At 61.9% G+C, this 16,197-nt stretch carries 13 protein-coding genes and 1 pseudogene; 4 read left to right on the top strand and 10 right to left on the bottom strand.

Annotation, left to right across the window (positions count from 1 at the left end):
• Positions 1 to 1,788 (bottom strand): putative nucleotidyltransferase substrate binding domain-containing protein, encoded by a 1,788-nt coding sequence (locus BN1125_RS14500; RefSeq protein WP_042013127.1) that lies wholly within the window; start codon positions 1,786 to 1,788, stop codon positions 1 to 3.
• 168 nt (positions 1,789 to 1,956) lie between these two features.
• Here BN1125_RS14500 and BN1125_RS14495 point away from each other — a divergent pair, with 168 nt between their 5' ends.
• Positions 1,957 to 2,763: a crotonase/enoyl-CoA hydratase family protein gene (locus BN1125_RS14495; RefSeq protein ID WP_042013125.1), complete on the top strand. Its 807-nt coding sequence runs from the start codon at positions 1,957 to 1,959 to the stop codon at positions 2,761 to 2,763.
• A 70-nt stretch (positions 2,764 to 2,833) separates the two neighbouring features.
• Here BN1125_RS14495 and BN1125_RS14490 read toward each other — a convergent pair whose 3' ends face one another.
• A complete protein-coding gene (locus BN1125_RS14490; protein ID WP_042013124.1) occupies positions 2,834 to 4,333 on the bottom strand; it encodes an alanine/glycine:cation symporter family protein in 1,500 nt (499 codons plus the stop codon).
• 348 nt (positions 4,334 to 4,681) lie between these two features.
• Between BN1125_RS14490 and BN1125_RS14485 the strand changes: the two genes are divergently transcribed.
• The 3 genes and pseudogenes from BN1125_RS14485 to phnX form a co-directional block, all read left to right on the top strand.
• Positions 4,682 to 5,119, top strand: coding sequence for a GNAT family N-acetyltransferase (locus BN1125_RS14485; protein ID WP_042013123.1), 438 nt, complete (start codon positions 4,682 to 4,684; stop codon positions 5,117 to 5,119).
• A 76-nt stretch (positions 5,120 to 5,195) separates the two neighbouring features.
• Positions 5,196 to 5,981: a M90 family metallopeptidase gene (locus BN1125_RS14480; protein ID WP_042013273.1), complete on the top strand. Its 786-nt coding sequence runs from the start codon at positions 5,196 to 5,198 to the stop codon at positions 5,979 to 5,981.
• Between the two features lie 23 nt (positions 5,982 to 6,004).
• A pseudogene (gene phnX, locus BN1125_RS14475) lies at positions 6,005 to 6,610 on the top strand (phosphonoacetaldehyde hydrolase); the annotation flags it as partial.
• A gap of 141 nt (positions 6,611 to 6,751) precedes the next feature.
• Here phnX and nrfF read toward each other — a convergent pair.
• The 8 genes from nrfF to glpC all read right to left on the bottom strand — a co-directional run bounded on the left by nrfF (position 6,752) and on the right by glpC (position 16,194).
• Positions 6,752 to 7,930: a heme lyase NrfEFG subunit NrfF gene (gene nrfF, locus BN1125_RS14470; RefSeq protein ID WP_042013122.1), complete on the bottom strand. Its 1,179-nt coding sequence runs from the start codon at positions 7,928 to 7,930 to the stop codon at positions 6,752 to 6,754.
• Positions 7,927 to 8,505 carry a DsbE family thiol:disulfide interchange protein gene (locus BN1125_RS14465; protein ID WP_042013120.1) on the bottom strand — a complete coding sequence of 193 codons (579 nt, stop codon included), beginning with the start codon at positions 8,503 to 8,505 and terminating at the stop codon, positions 7,927 to 7,929. Before BN1125_RS14465 ends, nrfF begins: the two co-directional genes overlap by 4 nt.
• On the bottom strand, positions 8,502 to 10,457 hold the full coding sequence (gene nrfE / locus BN1125_RS14460; RefSeq protein ID WP_042013119.1) for a heme lyase NrfEFG subunit NrfE: 1,956 nt from the start codon (positions 10,455 to 10,457) through the stop codon (positions 8,502 to 8,504). Before nrfE ends, BN1125_RS14465 begins: the two co-directional genes overlap by 4 nt.
• A gap of 175 nt (positions 10,458 to 10,632) precedes the next feature.
• Positions 10,633 to 11,589: a cytochrome c nitrite reductase subunit NrfD gene (gene nrfD, locus BN1125_RS14455; protein WP_042013118.1), complete on the bottom strand. Its 957-nt coding sequence runs from the start codon at positions 11,587 to 11,589 to the stop codon at positions 10,633 to 10,635.
• Positions 11,586 to 12,266 (bottom strand): 4Fe-4S dicluster domain-containing protein, encoded by a 681-nt coding sequence (locus BN1125_RS14450; protein WP_042013117.1) that lies wholly within the window; start codon positions 12,264 to 12,266, stop codon positions 11,586 to 11,588. Before BN1125_RS14450 ends, nrfD begins: the two co-directional genes overlap by 4 nt.
• Complete coding sequence (gene nrfB / locus BN1125_RS14445; RefSeq protein ID WP_042013116.1) at positions 12,263 to 12,874, bottom strand: cytochrome c nitrite reductase pentaheme subunit; 612 nt, start codon at positions 12,872 to 12,874, stop codon at positions 12,263 to 12,265. The genes BN1125_RS14450 and nrfB overlap by 4 nt, the downstream gene beginning before the upstream one ends.
• A 51-nt stretch (positions 12,875 to 12,925) precedes the next feature.
• A complete protein-coding gene (gene nrfA / locus BN1125_RS14440; RefSeq protein WP_042013271.1) occupies positions 12,926 to 14,362 on the bottom strand; it encodes an ammonia-forming nitrite reductase cytochrome c552 subunit in 1,437 nt (478 codons plus the stop codon).
• Between the two features lie 629 nt (positions 14,363 to 14,991).
• Complete coding sequence (gene glpC, locus BN1125_RS14435; RefSeq protein ID WP_042013115.1) at positions 14,992 to 16,194, bottom strand: anaerobic glycerol-3-phosphate dehydrogenase subunit GlpC; 1,203 nt, start codon at positions 16,192 to 16,194, stop codon at positions 14,992 to 14,994.
• Between the last annotated feature and the right edge of the window lie 3 nt (positions 16,195 to 16,197).

Raw genomic sequence — 16,197 nt, 5'->3', positions numbered from 1 at the left:
CTATTGTCTCAGACGAAAGTGCAAGGTGAGCCACTGCTGGAACTTCTTCACCTGATGCAGCGCCTGACGCAACAGATCCCGCTCGCTGTGGCTGAGCTCGCTTGTCTGCACCCGACTATTGCCCCCCTTGAGCTGGCTGCGCAGCCTCAGCCGGATAAAGAGCCGGAACGCCTCTGCCAGATTGCTGCCATAGTCGGCACTGAGCCGATCGGCGGCCACCAGTGCGTCGATACGCCCCAGGGTTGAAGTCTCCAGAATGCCTGCCTCAAGGGCCAACATGCGGATACCATGCACCAGCGGGAACAGGCCGCCCCGCTTCAGATCCAGCCCTTCCGGTGGCTGTTCCAGCCGGCCAAACAGGGTGAGGGGGGCATGAAAGGCCACTGCCGGTCGCACCATCTCCGCCAGCAGATCCCGTCTGTCCGCCAACTGCTCGCGCAGCGCTCTGGCAACCGGCAGATGCAGTTGGCGATCCCCCGCGATGGGGTGAGCATCGGCCAGGGTGGCGAGCCAGAGCAGCTCATCCTCTTTTGCCGTGGTGCAGGCGCTGGCAATGGCGCTTTGCCACTCGCTGCCTGTTTTTACCCAGGCCGGATTGTTCACCATCACCTGCCCGGGGCACAGCGGGTAGCCGAGTTGCTCCAACAGGGTGCTGAAGGCCGCCAGATCGGCCTCTTGGGTGGGCCAGGCCAGCCCCTCCGACAGGATCAGGGCGTTGTCCTGATCGGTTTTGAGGATCTGCTCGCCACGCCCCTCCGAGCCCAGCATCAACAGGCAGACGTTATCCTGCACCTCGGGGGGGATCACCAGCGCAAAGGCTTTGGCGATCAACTGTTCGTTGATGGTGGCGATCAGCTTCATCAAAAAGGCGGTGTGGATCCCCTGAGCAAACAGCGAGCGGGTCAATTGCTGCTGCTCGCGGGCCACCGCCTCCAGTGCCGGCAGGCTGTCGGCGCGGGCGATGCGCAGGGTCAACACGTGGGAGTGGGTCGAGAAGAGCCCCAGCACCTGGGTCAGTTGCAAGATGCCCGCCACCTCGTTGCCGCGCCACACCACCAGTCGCTTGATGCGATGACGGGTCATCAGCAGCAGGGCATCAAACAGATAGCTCTCCAGCGGCAGACCAATCAGCGGTGTAGGGGTCAGCACCGAGAGGGGGGCTGTCAGTGGCAATCCCTTGAGGGTCAGGGCGTGGAGCAGGGTCTTGCGGGTTGCCAGCGTGAGAGAGCCGTCGTGGGCCGGGTAGAGCAGGCAATCGGTTCCCTTGCTCACCATGGCTTCGGTCGCTGCGAGCAGTGACAGCTTGCTGTCGACGATAAGCGGTGTTTGCAGGTGGCCGGGTTCGATGCGGGTCAGGATAAATTCCGCCAGATTCTTCTGACCCAGTTGTTCGCGTTGCTCCTGCTGGAGCTGGCGCTCGGCCAGATTGGCGGTGAAGTAGCTGGCAAACTGCGGATCCTGCTCACAGAGCGCCAGAAAGGTGTGGCGAGGAATGAGCTGGCAGAGGCTATCTTCCAGCGCGGTGAAGCGGTGGCGGCAGCGGCCGTCAAACTGTGCGCGCACATCGAACAGATCATCGACCCCGTAATCACCAAACTGGTGGTGAGGGGCCGACTCTTCCACGGCTCCCTTGATGATGAGATAGAGGCCGGGTGGCTCGTCCCCCTCTTTGAGCAGCAGATCCCCGGCCCGAAAATAGCAGAGCGAAAGGTGGCGTGAGAGTCGCTCGCGCGCCTCCTCGCCCAGTCGGTCGAACGGTGGTCTGGCAAAATTGAACAGGGTTGACATGACAGTGTCCTCTGCTGGCTTGCGGCACTCATGCAGCTCCCAGTGTGACAAAGGGAGGGGGAGGCGACCAGCCGACTTTAGTCTCAGCTGTACCGCCTGTTCACACTCTGATAACGTGGTGGTATGACCAGTGAGTCAGTTTCAGGGATCAAGGAGAGGACAAGGGCGATGGAAAAACCAAGGATCAAGTGCGAGATCCACGACGGGATTGCCGAGGTGATGCTGACACGGGGGGACAAACTTAATGCGCTGGACCGCGCCATGTTCAGCGCCATCGACGAGACGCTGACGCAGCTCGCCCGGCACAAGGGGTTGCGGGCGGTGATCCTGCACGGTGAGGGACGGGCGTTTTGTGCCGGGCTGGATGTGAAATCCATGCTCAGGCAGCCGGTGGCGGCCCTCGAGATCCTCAAGCGCGAGGCGGATGAGGCGACCAATCTGGCCCAGCGGGTCGCCTACGGCTGGCACCAGCTGCCGGTGCCGGTGATTGCGGTGACCCAGGGGGTCTGTTTTGGCGGTGGCTTGCAGATCGCCCTTGGCGCCGATTTTCGTTTCAGCACCCCCGATTGCCGCTTCTCGGTGATGGAGATCAAGTGGGGCATCATTCCCGACATGAGTGGCAGCGTCACCCTGCGCAACCTGATGGGAGTGGATACCGCCATGGAGCTGGCCATGAGCGGGCGCGAGCTGGATGCCATCGAGGCCAAATCTCTCGGGATGGTGAGCCGGGTTTGCGCCGATCCGCTGGTGGAGGCGCGGGAGTTTGCCCGCACCCTCATCACCAAGTCGCCCGATGCGCTGGCGGGGATCAAGCAGCTCTACAGCCAGGCCTGGGCCCGCAGCGATGAAGCCATGCTCAAAGAGGAGACCCGGTTGCAAAAACAGATCCTGGGGCGGCCCAACCAGTGGCGAGCCACCTTCAACAGCCTGTTTCGCTGGCGGCTGCCATTCGGGCCGCGCCGCAATCCGCTCTGAGATGAGGTGACAGGAAAAAGAAATGGCAGCCTAGGCTGCCATTTTTATTGATGTCTTATGTCGTTCTGGTTCAGGAGTTCTTGCGATCCTGATCCGGCTCGAACTGATGGCCAGATTTCTCCAGTTCCAGGTTCTCTTCGGAGCGCTTGCCCACCCAGTAATCGGCGTTCTTGATGCCGAGCTTCTCCGGGTGGAATACGGGGTCAATACCTTGTGCCTGCTGCGCTTCATAATCCTTCAGACAGGTGAAGGCGGTTTTTTGCAGCAGCAGGATGGCGATGATGTTGAGCCATGCCATCAGGCCGACCCCGATATCCCCCATACCCCACGCCAGATCCGCCGTCTTGACGGTGCCGTAGACAGTGGCAGCCATCAGCGCAATCTTCAGCAAGAAGGTGAGCCAGGGGCGATTAATCTTGCGGTTGATGTAGGCGATGTTGGTTTCGGCGATGTAGTAGTAGGCAACGATGGTGGTGAACGCGAAGAAGAACAGCGCGATAGCCACGAAAATGCTGCCAAAGCCCGGCATCATGCTCTCCATGGCGGTCTGCACATAGCCCGGGCCTGCTGCGATACCGGCAATACCCGTGTAGATGGCGGCGCCGTCCGGCCCTTGTACGTTATAGAGGCCGGTGATCAGCAGCATAAAGCCGGTGGCGGAGCAGACGAACAGGGTGTCGATATAGACGGAGAACGCCTGAACCAAACCCTGCTTGGCCGGGTGACTCACTGCCGCCGCAGAGGAGGCGTGCGGCCCGGTACCCTGACCGGCTTCGTTGGAGTAGACCCCGCGTTTTACCCCCCACATGATGGCTAGACCCAGAATGGCACCGAAACCGGCATCCAGACCGAAGGCGCTCTTCCAGATCAGCAGGATCACGCTCGGCAGCTGGCCGATATTGAGGGCGATGATGACGCAAGCCACGATGATGTAGCCCAGCGCCATAAAGGGCACCACGGTACTGGCGAAGCTGGCGATACGCTTGACGCCGCCGAAGATAATAAAGCCGAGCAGCAGCGCCAGACCGGCGGCGGTGACGTTCGGATCGATATTAAAGGCGGTCTGCAGGCTGGAGCCGATGGAGTTGGCCTGCACGCCCGGCAGCAGCACGCCGCAGGCGAAGACGGTCGCGATGGCGAAGGTCCAGGCGTACCACTTCATGCCAAGCCCTTTCTCGATGTAGAAGGCCGGGCCGCCGCGGTATTCACCGTTGATCTTCTCTTTGTAAACCTGACCCAGGGTGGACTCCACGAAAGCAGAGCTGGCGCCGAGGAAGGCAACCATCCACATCCAGAACAGGGCGCCCGGACCACCGAAGGTGATGGCAGTTGCCACACCCGCGATATTACCGGTACCTACGCGACCTGCCAGCGTCATGGCCAGTGCCTGGAAGGAGGAGACACCGGCATCGGTGCTCTTGCCATCAAACATCAGGCGCACCATCTCTTTGATATGACGCAGTTGCAAAAAACGGGTGCGCAGGGAGAAGTAAAGACCGACCCCCAGACACAGGTAAATGAGCGCAGGGCTCCAGATTACACCATTGATGGCATTGACGATTTCATTCATGTACAACAACTCCTTTGTTGTGTTTGTGGCGCTGTCTTGGCGAGATCTTGGCCTCGCTCTCTGTCACTGTTTTCGGCCCTGTTTGTTAACAATCCAGTTAACAAATGAGCGCAAGGTTGAGGGGTTAAGCAGAGCGCAAACACGCGCCATGCATGGCTTGTAACATATCGAGTTGTATCGGTGCTTCCCAGCGAAAAATGTTGCATTGTTGCAAATTTGTGAATTGACAAGGGTGGGGGGATAATGGCAGGCAGCGTTTTCTATGAGTAAAGATGAGATCCTCCTTGTTGATCTGCGCCGGACAATGTGACGGGCGTAACACAATGGAAAGCAAACATGAGGCCAACAATGAAAAATGACCCTGAGACGTTGACGATCCGTCCCCCTGAGGCCGACGACGGGAGCGCCATCGCCCACCTGTTCAGCCAATTGGGGTATCCTGCCGAGGGCGGTGACGTGACGGCGCGCCTGTTGGCGCCGGATCCCGCGAGCGTTGTGCTGCTCGCCTCCCTGGCCGATAAAGTGGTCGGCGTGCTGGTGTGGCACAAGCTGGATCCGCTGCATGTTGCACCAGCTTGGGGCCTGATCTCGGCACTGGTTGTCGATGAAGGGGCAAGAGGGGCGGGAGTGGGCGCAGCCCTGCTCAAGGGAGCCGAAGAGATGGCGTGGGCCGCAGGTTGCGCCCAGCTGGAGCTATCCAGCAGTCTCAAGCGCGAGGCAGCGCACCGTTTCTATCTGGCGCAGGATTATCAGGAGCGGCCGAAACGGTTCGTCAAACTGCTGTGACCTGTTGTTTGCATCAAAAGAAGGAGTAGGCGTGCTGGGATGGTTCAAATGGCTGGGTGGTCGTCCGCAAACGTCCATGAGTGAGGATGAGCTGGCGCTGTGGCGTCAGGCGCTGGCGGCGGTGCCCATCTTGCAAGGGCTCAGCGACACCGAGCAGACGACGCTTATCGGGTTGGGGCAACAGCTGCTCAAACGCAAGACCCTGACCCTGATCGGGGTAGATCTCAGCCGCCGTCAACAGGCGGTGCTGGCGCTGCAGGCGGCGTTGCCTATTATGCACCTCGGCCTTGACTGGTATCGCGGGTTTCACGAAATCATCATCATTCCCGAACCCGTAACCCGGCGCCAGGAGGTACAGGATGAGTTCGGGCTGGTGAGCGAGTTTGAAGAGGAGAACGCTGGCGAATCCTGGCCGCAAGGGCCGCTGGTGCTGGCCTGGAGCGAGTTGCAGCAAGATGGCGACTGGGACGGCTTTAATCTGGTGATCCACGAGCTGGCCCACAAGCTCGATATGCTGGGCGGTGAGGCGGACGGTGCGCCGCCGTTGCCGGGGCAGATGAGCAGCCAACTCTGGCAACAGGCCTTTCAGACAGCCTTCGATGCGATCTGCCAGCAGCTCGACCGGGACGAAGTGACCGCTATCGATCCCTATGCGGCCGAACATCCCGCGGAGTTTTTCGCCGTCAGCTGCGAGTGTTTCTTTACCGATCCGCTGCGGCTGCAGCAGGTCTATCCCGCGGTATACCGGCAACTGTGCCAGTTTTTCAGTCAGGATCCCGCCCTGCGTTTTCCGGCCACCCGTTTGCTGGCGGGGGCGGGCGTTACGGGATCCCGCGCCATCAATCCAGATAACCCATCTTAATGCGAAAGGGGACTCCCTCCGACTGGCAGGCTCGCTTCGGCCACCCCATGAGCCACGCCGAGGTGGATCACCTCTATCACACCTTTATGCCGCTACAGATTGCCGCCGTGACCCGCTTTGCCGCCCCCATCCCCGGTGTGCTGCCGGTGCTGGACGCTCTGCGGGGTCAGGGGCTGCGCATTGGCTCCTGCTCCGGTTACCCCCGTCCGGTGATGGAGGCGCTGGTGCCAGCTGCGGCCGATCACGGCTATCGCCCGGATCACTGGGTCGCCACAGATGATCTCAAGGCTGGTGGTCGCCCCGGTCCCTGGATGGCGCTGGCCAACGTGATTGAGCTGGGAGTGAGCGCGGTGCATCGCTGCATCAAGGTGGATGACGCCGTGCCGGGTATCAGCGAAGGGCTGAATGCCGGCATGTGGACGGTGGGCCTGTCGGTCTCCGGCAACGAGTTTGGCGCCACTTGGGAGGAGTTCGCCGCCATGAGCGAAGCCGAAATCGCCGCCCGGCGCGCACCGGCTGAGGCCAAACTGCGGGCGGCGGGGGCACACTATGTGATTGATACCCTTGCCGATATCGCCCCGGTTATCGCCGATATCAACCGTCGTCTGGCCGCTGGCGAGAGACCTTAAGCGGGTGTCGAGATAAACCTGCCAAGGTGAGCGAATAACAAAACACCCCCTACATGGGGGTGTTTGCATTGATTGGCATTACGCAGAGCTTGGCAGGAAGAAGGCGCTAACGACCTGACAAGAAGCAACGGATCTGCCGGGCTAGCCTCCCATCATCCGCGCGGTCTGAATTGCCTCAATCAGCGCAGCCCGGTTGATGCGAGGGCGCTCGCCATCGAGCAGTTGCTGCCACAGCGCAATGGCCTGACTGTAGCGGGCGTGCAGGAAGTGATCGGAGGCGAGCAGCATCAGGGCACTCACTTCCCCCTTGTCGAGCTCGAGCGCGGCATCGAGCAGGCGCCGGGCCTCGGGCGTGAGCTGCTGGCCCGCCTGGTAGTAGCGCACCGTGGCCTGGGCGGCCAGGGTGGCGGCGCTGGCCCCCCCTTCGAGCAGCGCCAAACGCTGGTAGGCAAGCCAGGCATTGTCGTATTCATCCCGATAGAGATAGAGCTGGCCCAGCGCCGCCCAGCTGTCGAGATCCGCTGGGTTACTCTGCAGCGTCTGATGCAGGGCCCCCAGCTCCTTGTCTTGCAGATCCCGAGGGCTCAGGCCCGCCAGGGGGTCGGGGTGCGACTGATGCGCTTGCCACGCCTGATAGCGGCCTGTACTGGCGTAAAAGCTTGAGAGCCCTGCCAGCAGCAGAGCGCCCAGCAGCCAGATGTAGCGGGCATGGTGGGCTTTGGGGGCCAGGGCCAGCCGGGCCCTGAGTGCCTGCTCGGGGACCGGGGTGGCATTGGCCAGATTGGCGGCGATCAGCTCCCGATAGAGGGGAAGGTCGGGGGAGAGCCCGGCTTGCTGCTCGGCCATGATCCGGCGGTTCAGCGCACTGCGATGATCGACACCGGCGCGGCCTGTGTCGCCATCAATGGCGATCGCTTGAGTCCCCTTGTTCCTCAGGCGGCGGCCGAACGTCAGCAGCGCAAGCCCCAGCAGCAGGGCTGGGCCGCCCCACAGCAGCGCCGTGCTGGCCTTGAAGGGGGGATCGTAGCGCACGAAGTCGCCAAAGCGACGGGTCATGCGGGCGATCACCTCTTCATCGCTCTGCCCCTCGTCCACCCAGCGGTAGACCTCGAGGCGCAGATCCCGCGCGATGGGGGAGTTGGACTCCACCAGGTTCTGGTTCTGGCACTGGGGGCAGCGCAGGGCGCGGGCGAGATCCTGGGCGCGGGTCTGCCGCTCGGGGTGGTGAAACTCATAGGTATCGACCCCGCTGGCAAACGAACTTGCACTCAGGCACAGGCCGAGGATCAGCAGGGCCGTGGCAAGAGGACGGCACGTCATGACTGTGTCTCCCGAGTCGATGGGGCAGACCCGGCGGATTTTGTTTGTGCGTCGGCGCGCGACTTGCCGAGCAGGGGCACAAACAGGCGCTGCCAGATCTCCTGGGTGAGCAGACCCGTGTGGCGGGTGAGCAGGGTGCCGTCGGCGTCGAACAGATAGGTCTCCGGCGTGCCATAGACGCCGAGCTCCAGGGCAAGCTTGCCGTCCGGGTCGGCCAGCACGGCGCGATAGGGGTTGCCCGCCTCCACCAGCCAGGCGCGGGCTGCATCCCCCTTGTCCCGATAGTTGAGGCCGTAGAGTGGCACTGTGCTTGCCAGCTCGCCCAGCAACGAGTGCTCGGCACGGCAGTTGGGGCACCAGCTGGCCCAGACATTGAGCACAAATGGCTCCCCTTTCAGGCTGGCGGTGTCAATGGCCGCCCCTCCCAGCAAGTTCTCACTCTGCCAGGCCGGCAGGGTGCGGCTCAGGGTAGCCTCATCCTGGCTGTAGGGGTTGTTGCCAAGACCGAGCAGGAGCAGGGCGCCGAGGCCCAGGGTCAGGAGCAGGGGCAGAAAGAGGCGCAGGCGGGATCTCATAGGGACTCCTGTTCGAGGCAAGGGCGAGGCGAGGTGGCTGCCGCCGGGTGGGAGGCCAGCAAAGGACGGCGGGCAAGCAGGCGCAGGGCCCCACCCGCCATCATCAGTATGCCCCCCAGCCAGATCCAGCGCACCAGCGGCTTGTAGTGCAGGCGCATGGCGTAGGCGTTCGGACCCATCTTCTCGCCAAGCACCACGTAGAGATCGCCAAACAGCCCCCACGCGATGCCCGGCTCGTTCATGTTCATGGTGCGCACGCTGTAGTGGCGCCGCTCCGGCATCAGGCGGGCCACCTCCTTACCCCCCTTGTGCACGCTCAGGGTGATGCGCTCGGCGGTGTAGTTGGGGCCGATCAGCGCCTCGCTCCCCTCATAGCGAAACTCATAGGCACCGAGCTGGTAGGGTTTGCCCGCCTCGAGCACGGTACCAACCTCCTGGCTGTAGTGGCTCACCTGAGTGATGCCGAGGGCGCACACCGCCACCCCGAGATGGGCGAGCAGGCTACCCAGCCGGCTTGCCCGCCCATTCACCTGCCTGAACGAGAAGTGCATCAGCAGGCTGGCCACCAGCCAGAGGCTCAGCACGTTGGCGACCAGTCCCATCCAGCTCAAGGGGCCAAACTCCCGATAGGCGAGGGTCAAGAGTCCCCCGCCCAGCAGGCCAAAGAGCGGCGGCAGCCAGCGGGTAAGGCGGGTGTCAATACTCAGCCCCTGCCAGCGCAGGCGCGGCAGCAGGGTCATCAAGGCCATCAGCAGCAGGGCCAGCGGCACGAAGATGGTGTTGAAGTAGGGAGCGCCCACCGAGAGGGAGCCCAGATGGAGGGACTTGAACACCATGGGGTAGAAGGTGCCGAGCAGCACGCTGGCACAGGCCACGCAGAGCAGCAGGATGGCGGCGCCGAGCAGCCCCTCCTTGGACAGTAAGCCGAAGCGGGCGTAGGGGGCGCGGGTATCGGCCCGCAGGGCAAACAGGGTCAATGCTGTGGTGAGCAGCAGGCCGAGCAGCAGCAACAGGGTGAGGCCGCGATCCGGATCCACCGCAAAGGCGTGCACCGAGGTGAGCACGCCGGAGCGCACCACAAAGGTGCCGAGCAGACTCAGGGAGAAGGTGAAAATGGAGAGCAGCAGCATGGCGTGACCGTAGGCGCCGCGCTTCTCGCAGACTACAAGCGCATGGAGCAGGGCAGTGCCCAGCAGCCAGGGCAGCAGGGAGGCGTTTTCCACCGGATCCCAGAACCACCAGCCGCCCCAACCAAGCTCACAGTAGGCCCACCAGGAGCCGAGCACGATGCCGGCGGTGAGAAACACCCAGGAGCCGAGCGCCCAAGGGCGGCTCCAGTGGGCCACGGCGCCATCGAGCCGGCCCGAGTGCAGTGCCGCCATGGCAAATGCGAAGTTGACCGCAAACCCGACGTAACCCAGATAGAGCAGGGGCGGGTGCAGGATCAGGCCGATATCCTGCAGCATGGGGTTGAGGTCGCGCCCCTCCTGCGGCCCCGGGAAAATTCGATCGAAGGGGCTGGAGAAGACCAGGGTGTAGAGGGCAAAGCCTCCCACCATCAGTCCCAGGATGGCCAGCACCCGCACCAGGATCAGCGGGTCGACCCGCCTGGCGCACAGCGCCACCAGCGCCCCCCACAGGGCCAGCGCGAAGACGAAGAAGAGCATGGAGCCCTCGTGGCCGCCCCACACCGCCGCTATCTTGTAGCCCAGGGGCAGGGCGCTGTTGGCGTGCTGGGCCACATAGGTCAGGGTGAAGTCATTCTGGGCAAAGCAGATCCCGAGCAGTACCAGAGAAGCGCCAAGCAGGGCCGCATTGAACAGTGCCAATGGTCTGGCACAGCCGAGCAAGGGGGGGGAGGCGAGCCGCAGGCCGAGCCAGGGCAGTAACCCCTGCATCAGGGAGAGCAGGGTTGCCAGCAACAGTGAGAGATAGCCGAACTCTGCCAGCACACAACCTCCAGGTTCACTCTTCGATGTTATTCATGTCATGGCACACACGCCGCCTTGTCTCCCGTTTGGTGGAGTAACTCGGTTGGCCGCGGGTGTGGCATGACCAGAAATTCATTAGGTTAACAACAAACAAGCGCCAGCCGCCATGGGCGGCTGGCGCTTGTGATACATCCCTTTATACCACTGTCATCTGACCGGCGTAGAGCACGAAGTAGCGCAACAGCAGGATCCCCACCAGGGTCAGGCTGCATACCAGCACCAGATGGCCGCTCTTCTCCCGCAGGGGGGCCGGGGTCAGGAAGGCGATCAGTTGGGGCAACACCATGCCAATACCCACTACTCCCACCCAGAACACCTGGGCCCAGAAACCGCTGCCGATGGCGGCCCACATGGCCACCTCTTTCTGGCCGCCACCGAAGTAGAGGCCGGTAAAGAAGCAGACCAGCAGCAGGATCTCTACCGCCAGCATGGGACGCTCGAAGCGGTGCACGAAACTGACCCCCTGGCTGTGGTGGTTCTCCTTGAACAGAGTCACCGCCAGCAAAATGGTAGAGGCGATGCCCGAGCTGATGCCCGAGACCAGAAACAGCACCGGCAATACCGGGTTGTTCAGCAGCGGGTAGGTCTTGAGCGCCGAGAGCAGGAAGCCTGTATAGGCCCCGAGCAGCACCGCCAGCAGCAGCAGGACGGGGGCCAGCAGCCGCTCGACGCGAGCCAACAGGGCGATCAGGCCATCCACAAAGGCGAACTTATCCTGAAACCACCGGACGCGCAGCCCCTCGATCTCGCTTCTGAACACCACCGTCAGCCAGGCGAACAACACCGCCATATAGAGCTGGAACAGCATGACACCCATCGACATCACGGAGTCGAACTGGTAGTGGAACATCAGCTTCCAGAAGGTCCAGGGACGGGCCAGGTGGAAGATGAGGATCAACAAGCCCAGGATCACGCTCGCGGGTGCCAGGATGGCAGTCGCCTTGATGATACCGCTCTCGCTGCCAGCCCCCTTGCGGCGCAGCAGCACAGCCAGGGTGGCGGCCCCGGCGGAGATGCCGAGCAGGAACAGGTAAATGGCGATCGGCCAGTTCCAAACGAGAGAGGGGAAGTGAAATGCCTCTTGCATGGTCATGACTTTATCTCCCCTTTGGGCACGCGGTACATCTTGGGCGAGGTGCCGAGCGCCTGCTTGTAGCGATAGGTGGTCTCCTTCACCAGCCGTTGGGAGAGCGGGTTATCGGGATCATCCAGGTTGCCAAACACCAGCGCCTTGGTGGGGCAGGATTCCACGCAGGCCGGCTCCTTGCCCGCCGCCAGGTTGGTTTTGCGGCAAAAGTCGCACTTGTCGGCGACCCGGGTGACCGGGTTGATGAAGCGCACCTGATAGGGGCAGGCGGCCAGGCAATACATGCAACCGACGCAGAGATCCGCGTCCACATCGACGATGCCATCCTCCATACGGATATGGGAGGCGCCGGTGGGGCAGACGTGGACGCAGGGGGCGTTCTCGCAGTGTTGGCAGGACTTGCGAAAGAAGTGGTACTCGGCGTCAGGATACTCTCCAACGGGGCCGGAGCGGATGATCTCGAGGCGCGAGACCCCCTCCGGCACCTGGTTCACTTCCCGGCAGGCGTCCATGCAGGCGGTGCAGCCGATGCAGGCCTGCTCGTCATGCAGCATGCCGTAGCGCACCCCGTCGATGGTCTGGGTGTGGGCGAGAGAGCTGGCGAGCGAGCGGGTCGGCCCCGTCATCATGATGAGGGCCCCGGCGCTCATCCCCGCCATGAATTGACGGCGAGAGCAGCTCATGATGCCTCCTTGCCCGGGGTCACCTTGGTCTGGTTTGCCTCGACCTTGGCCTTGGCCGCTTCATGCTGTTTGCTGTGGCAGTCGACGCAGAGCTTGATGCGGGTTGTTTCCGGGATCTCCACCATGGGCTCCTTGGCAGGGTGCAGAGCGTGGCAGCTGGTGCAGGTGAGCTTGGTGGCGTGCACGTCGTGGGCCCAGAGCGCCTCGCGCAGGGGCTTGGGTTCGTGGCAGCTCATGCAGACGCTGTTCTGCTCCACGATGGGGTACGCCTCTGTGCTCTTATTGTCGCTAAAGCTGTTGCTAAAGCGCATCACATCCTTGACCCCTTCCCGGTGTTTGGGCGAGGGCTGGCCGTGACAGTTGGTGCAGGTCACCGGTTTGAGGTTGTTGGGATTGGTCGCCTTGCCATGCTTGCCGTGCATGACGTCTTCCTGATCCTTGTGACAGTCAGTACAGGCCTTGTCGGCGCTGCGCAAGAATTCCACCTCGTGGGTGGGGGGCACGGCAGCGGGAGCGGCTGTCTGCTCGGCGGCCTGGCCCTGAACGCTGGTTAGCAGCATGGCCGCCATCAGCATCGGTCGTAAGAAATTCATCGTCAAATCACCCATATGAAGCCTCCATCCTGCAGCGGGCCCGACCGGCGGGCCCGCTGCTATCGGTTACTGTGCCAGCCGACCGGCCGCTTTGGCCTCGGCATCCCAGGCGGGAACAGTGGTCTTGAGGAACTGGGCCTTGTCGCTGTTCATCTGCTTCATGTCCATGCCAAGGGCGGCCTGGGCCTTCTCCTTGGTGGAGATGTCAGGCATGGCGATCTCCTGGCTGATACCCTTGGTGGCTAAGAGGCGCGCCAGCTTGGTGCGGGCGTCGGCGGCCTTGTCGAGGGCACTGCCCAGAGCCTTGAGGGCTACTTCCGGCGCATGCATCTGCACCCCGTGGGAGGCGATGGCATAGTCCCAGCGCCACTGGGCGTGACGGATGTCTTGCAGGATATCTTTCATATCGGCCTCGGTCGCACCGGCATCCCAGGCAGCCTTGGCTTCAAAGTGGGCGCGCACCAACTGCTTCTCGACCTTGAGTTTGGTCTCGATAACGGCGTCTTTGCGCTGCTTGACGATGCCTTGCAGCATCTCCTTGCTCTGGGTATGGCAGTTGCGGCAAGTCTGCTCGAAGCGATCAAACGGGTTGCCAATCTTGTGATCCGTGTAGACCTTGCCCTGCTCGTTCTGAACCTTAGGCATGTGGCAATCGACGCAGGCCACATTGTTCTGGCCGTGAATACCAGCGCGCCAGGTTTCGAATTCCGGGTGCTGGGCCTTGAGCATGGGGGTCTTGGAGACGGCGTGGGTCCAGTCGGCGAAGCCCAGCTCGTCGTAGTAGGCCTCCATCTGCTCGACCGAGGTGCCATCATCCCAGGGGAATTTCACCGCCTTGGTGGGGCCGGTGAAGTAGTACTCCACGTGGCACTGACCGCACACCTGGGACTGCTGATCGAAGCGGCCCTGCTCCTTGAACGGCTTGCCGATGGCGGTCATGGCCCGATCAGCATAGGGGCGGGAGAGGTGCAGGGCAGGCTTGCCCTCCTTGAACTCTTTCGAGGCGGTATCATGGCAGTCGGCGCAGCCGATGGTGTTGACGATCTCCGGGCCGCCCTTGGCCCACATCCCCTTGAAGTAACCATCCTCGCCTTGCTCGTCGATCACCCGGGCCACGTCCGGGCTCTTGCAGCTCCAGCAAGCCATGGGCAGGGGGCCATCTTCGGCGGTTTTCGGAGCGCCGGTGCGCAGGGTCTCGCGCACGTCGGTCAGGGCATAGAAGTGACCACGGGGCTTGTTGTAATCCTTGGCAAAGGCGTAGCCGGCCCAGAGCACCACCATGTTGGGATCCTCAGCCAGAGCATCGCTGCGCTCCTTGCTATCGCTGGTAGCTTTCCAGCTGCTGAACTGATCGGCGTGATCCTTGGCGAACAGTTCGTTGCGTGCCTCGATCTTGCCCTTGGTGCTCTCTTCGGCCTGAGCCCAACTGCTGCCTAGCAGGCCGGTCAGTAGCAGGGCGGCGAGCCCCAGCCGGGTTTGTTTGTTATGTGAACCCACGATCATCACTCCCAGATAAATGTCTTGATGCGGCCTGACCCGTTCCATCTTGTTGCGTGGACATCAACGCCCGCAGGGCGCGGGAGTGGGCAGACCAGTCTCTTGTTGACGGTGAATAAACCGATTTTTTATGCGACTGCTCACCGAATACATTACCAAATAGGTATAGGCAATGATGATTTATCGGGGGTGGGTTTGCGCTAGATCAATCGCCGCGGGAGGCAATTGGTCGAAATGAGATCTCGATTACATTTTTGCTGGAAACACCATGGCTTGTCAGGGGGTTACCCGCTCTGGTGGTGAGGGGCCAAGGGCCGAACAGGGACACTCATCTTCTGAGTCACAAGCACTCAATGTGCCTTTAACACGCTTGCCTGGTTGGATTGCCAATCTCCATCTGTGGCTTATTTATTCATTTTTAGGTAGATGAGACCCGAGTCGGTCATGAGGGATTACTGCAAAGTAAACTGGACGGCTTTATTGCCGCCAAAGAGATGATGGCTTCGGGGATCAAGATCTGATCAAGAGACAGCCCCTGAATCTGAGGGAGAGCACCAAACAAAGAGCCGGCAATTGCCGGCTCTTTGTTTATCTCTGCGTGGATTGTTTTTATGCGACCGCAAGGGCCGAGGGATTCAGGCAAGTGCCTGTGCCAACAGATGGATGGGGTGTTCGCAACGAAACGCCGTGCTCATCTCGATCTGCCATTTGCAGGTTTCGCAATCGGTGATCACCAGATCGGGCTTGAGCTGGTTGATCTGATCGAACAACCCTTCGCCAATGGCCTGACTGGTTTCGTAGTTCTCCGACTTGAAGCCGTAGGTGCCCGCGATGCCGCAGCATTGGGACTCCAGCACCGTCACCTTGACCCCGGGGATGGCGCGCAGCAATTCGAGGGTATAGATGACGCCCCCCATCTTCTCCATGTGGCAGGGGGTGTGGTAGGCGATGTGCAGATTGAGCGGCTTCATCGCCGGTTTGTTGCCCTTGTAGAACTCGTTCCACAGGAAGCGGGTCACCAGCGAGATGCGATCCCGTACCTTGTGGTTGTCCTGCTCCAGCAGGTGGGGGTATTCATCGCGCAGGGTAAAGCCGCAGGTGGAGGAGGTGGCCAGCAGCGGCATCTCGTTGCCCAGCAGGGAGTTCTCCATCTGCTTGATATTGAAGGCCGCCTGCTGCTTGGCCTTGTCCATGAAGCCGTTGGCAAGCAGCGGCACGCCACAGCACTTCTCCCGCTCCAGCAACTGCACGCCGATGTTCATGGCGTTGAGCACCTGCACCAGCTCCTTGCCAAGCTGAGGATGGTTGTAGTTGACATAGCAGCCGTGGAAATAGGCGATTTGGCGCTCATAACGGGCCTGCGCTTCTTTTTGCTTCTTGTACCAGCCGCGGAAGGTGCCCTGGGAGTATTTGGGCAGGTCGCGGTGGGATGAGACCCCCAGCGCCTTGTCCAGCACCAGTTTCATCGGCTTGAGGCCGGTGGTGAAGTTGACCACTGGGGCCATCAGGGTAGACATGCTGCCCATCAGATCGGTGTGGGAGAGCACGAACTCGCGGATCCCCGGTTTGAAACCGCTGTACTGGTGCTTGGCCTTGGCGATGATGTCGCCGATGCGCACTCCGCTCGGGCAGGCTACTTCGCAACGCTTGCAGTTGGTGCAGTGCTTGAGGGCGCTATCGAACAGCTCGGGGCTCTTGATCCGCAGCCGCTCGCCATCCGGGCCCGCCTGTTTCGGGCCGGGGTAGGCGGGGTTGGCCTTGGCCACCGGGCAGTAGGCGGTACAGACGGTGCATTTGATGCACTGATCGAAAGTTTGGTTGGCGTGATCCAGTAACATGTC

Origin of the sequence: Aeromonas fluvialis, assembly GCF_000819885.1 — a bacterium.
Classification (GTDB): Bacteria; Pseudomonadota; Gammaproteobacteria; order Enterobacterales; family Aeromonadaceae; genus Aeromonas; species Aeromonas fluvialis.
The sequence above is the reverse complement of the archived record's forward strand: the minus strand, read 5'-3'. Positions and strand labels throughout refer to the sequence as shown.

Coding starts and splice junctions, on each gene's coding strand:
- BN1125_RS14500 (WP_042013127.1), bottom strand. CDS start 1,788: ATGTCAACCCTGTTCAATTTTGCCAGACCACCGTTCGACCGACTGGGC.
- BN1125_RS14495 (WP_042013125.1), top strand. CDS start 1,957: ATGGAAAAACCAAGGATCAAGTGCGAGATCCACGACGGGATTGCCGAG.
- BN1125_RS14490 (WP_042013124.1), bottom strand. CDS start 4,333: ATGAATGAAATCGTCAATGCCATCAATGGTGTAATCTGGAGCCCTGCG.
- BN1125_RS14485 (WP_042013123.1), top strand. CDS start 4,682: ATGAAAAATGACCCTGAGACGTTGACGATCCGTCCCCCTGAGGCCGAC.
- BN1125_RS14480 (WP_042013273.1), top strand. CDS start 5,196: ATGAGTGAGGATGAGCTGGCGCTGTGGCGTCAGGCGCTGGCGGCGGTG.
- nrfF (WP_042013122.1), bottom strand. CDS start 7,930: ATGACGTGCCGTCCTCTTGCCACGGCCCTGCTGATCCTCGGCCTGTGC.
- BN1125_RS14465 (WP_042013120.1), bottom strand. CDS start 8,505: ATGAGATCCCGCCTGCGCCTCTTTCTGCCCCTGCTCCTGACCCTGGGC.
- nrfD (WP_042013118.1), bottom strand. CDS start 11,589: ATGACCATGCAAGAGGCATTTCACTTCCCCTCTCTCGTTTGGAACTGG.
- BN1125_RS14450 (WP_042013117.1), bottom strand. CDS start 12,266: ATGAGCTGCTCTCGCCGTCAATTCATGGCGGGGATGAGCGCCGGGGCC.
- nrfB (WP_042013116.1), bottom strand. CDS start 12,874: ATGGGTGATTTGACGATGAATTTCTTACGACCGATGCTGATGGCGGCC.
- nrfA (WP_042013271.1), bottom strand. CDS start 14,362: ATGATCGTGGGTTCACATAACAAACAAACCCGGCTGGGGCTCGCCGCC.
- glpC (WP_042013115.1), bottom strand. CDS start 16,194: ATGTTACTGGATCACGCCAACCAAACTTTCGATCAGTGCATCAAATGC.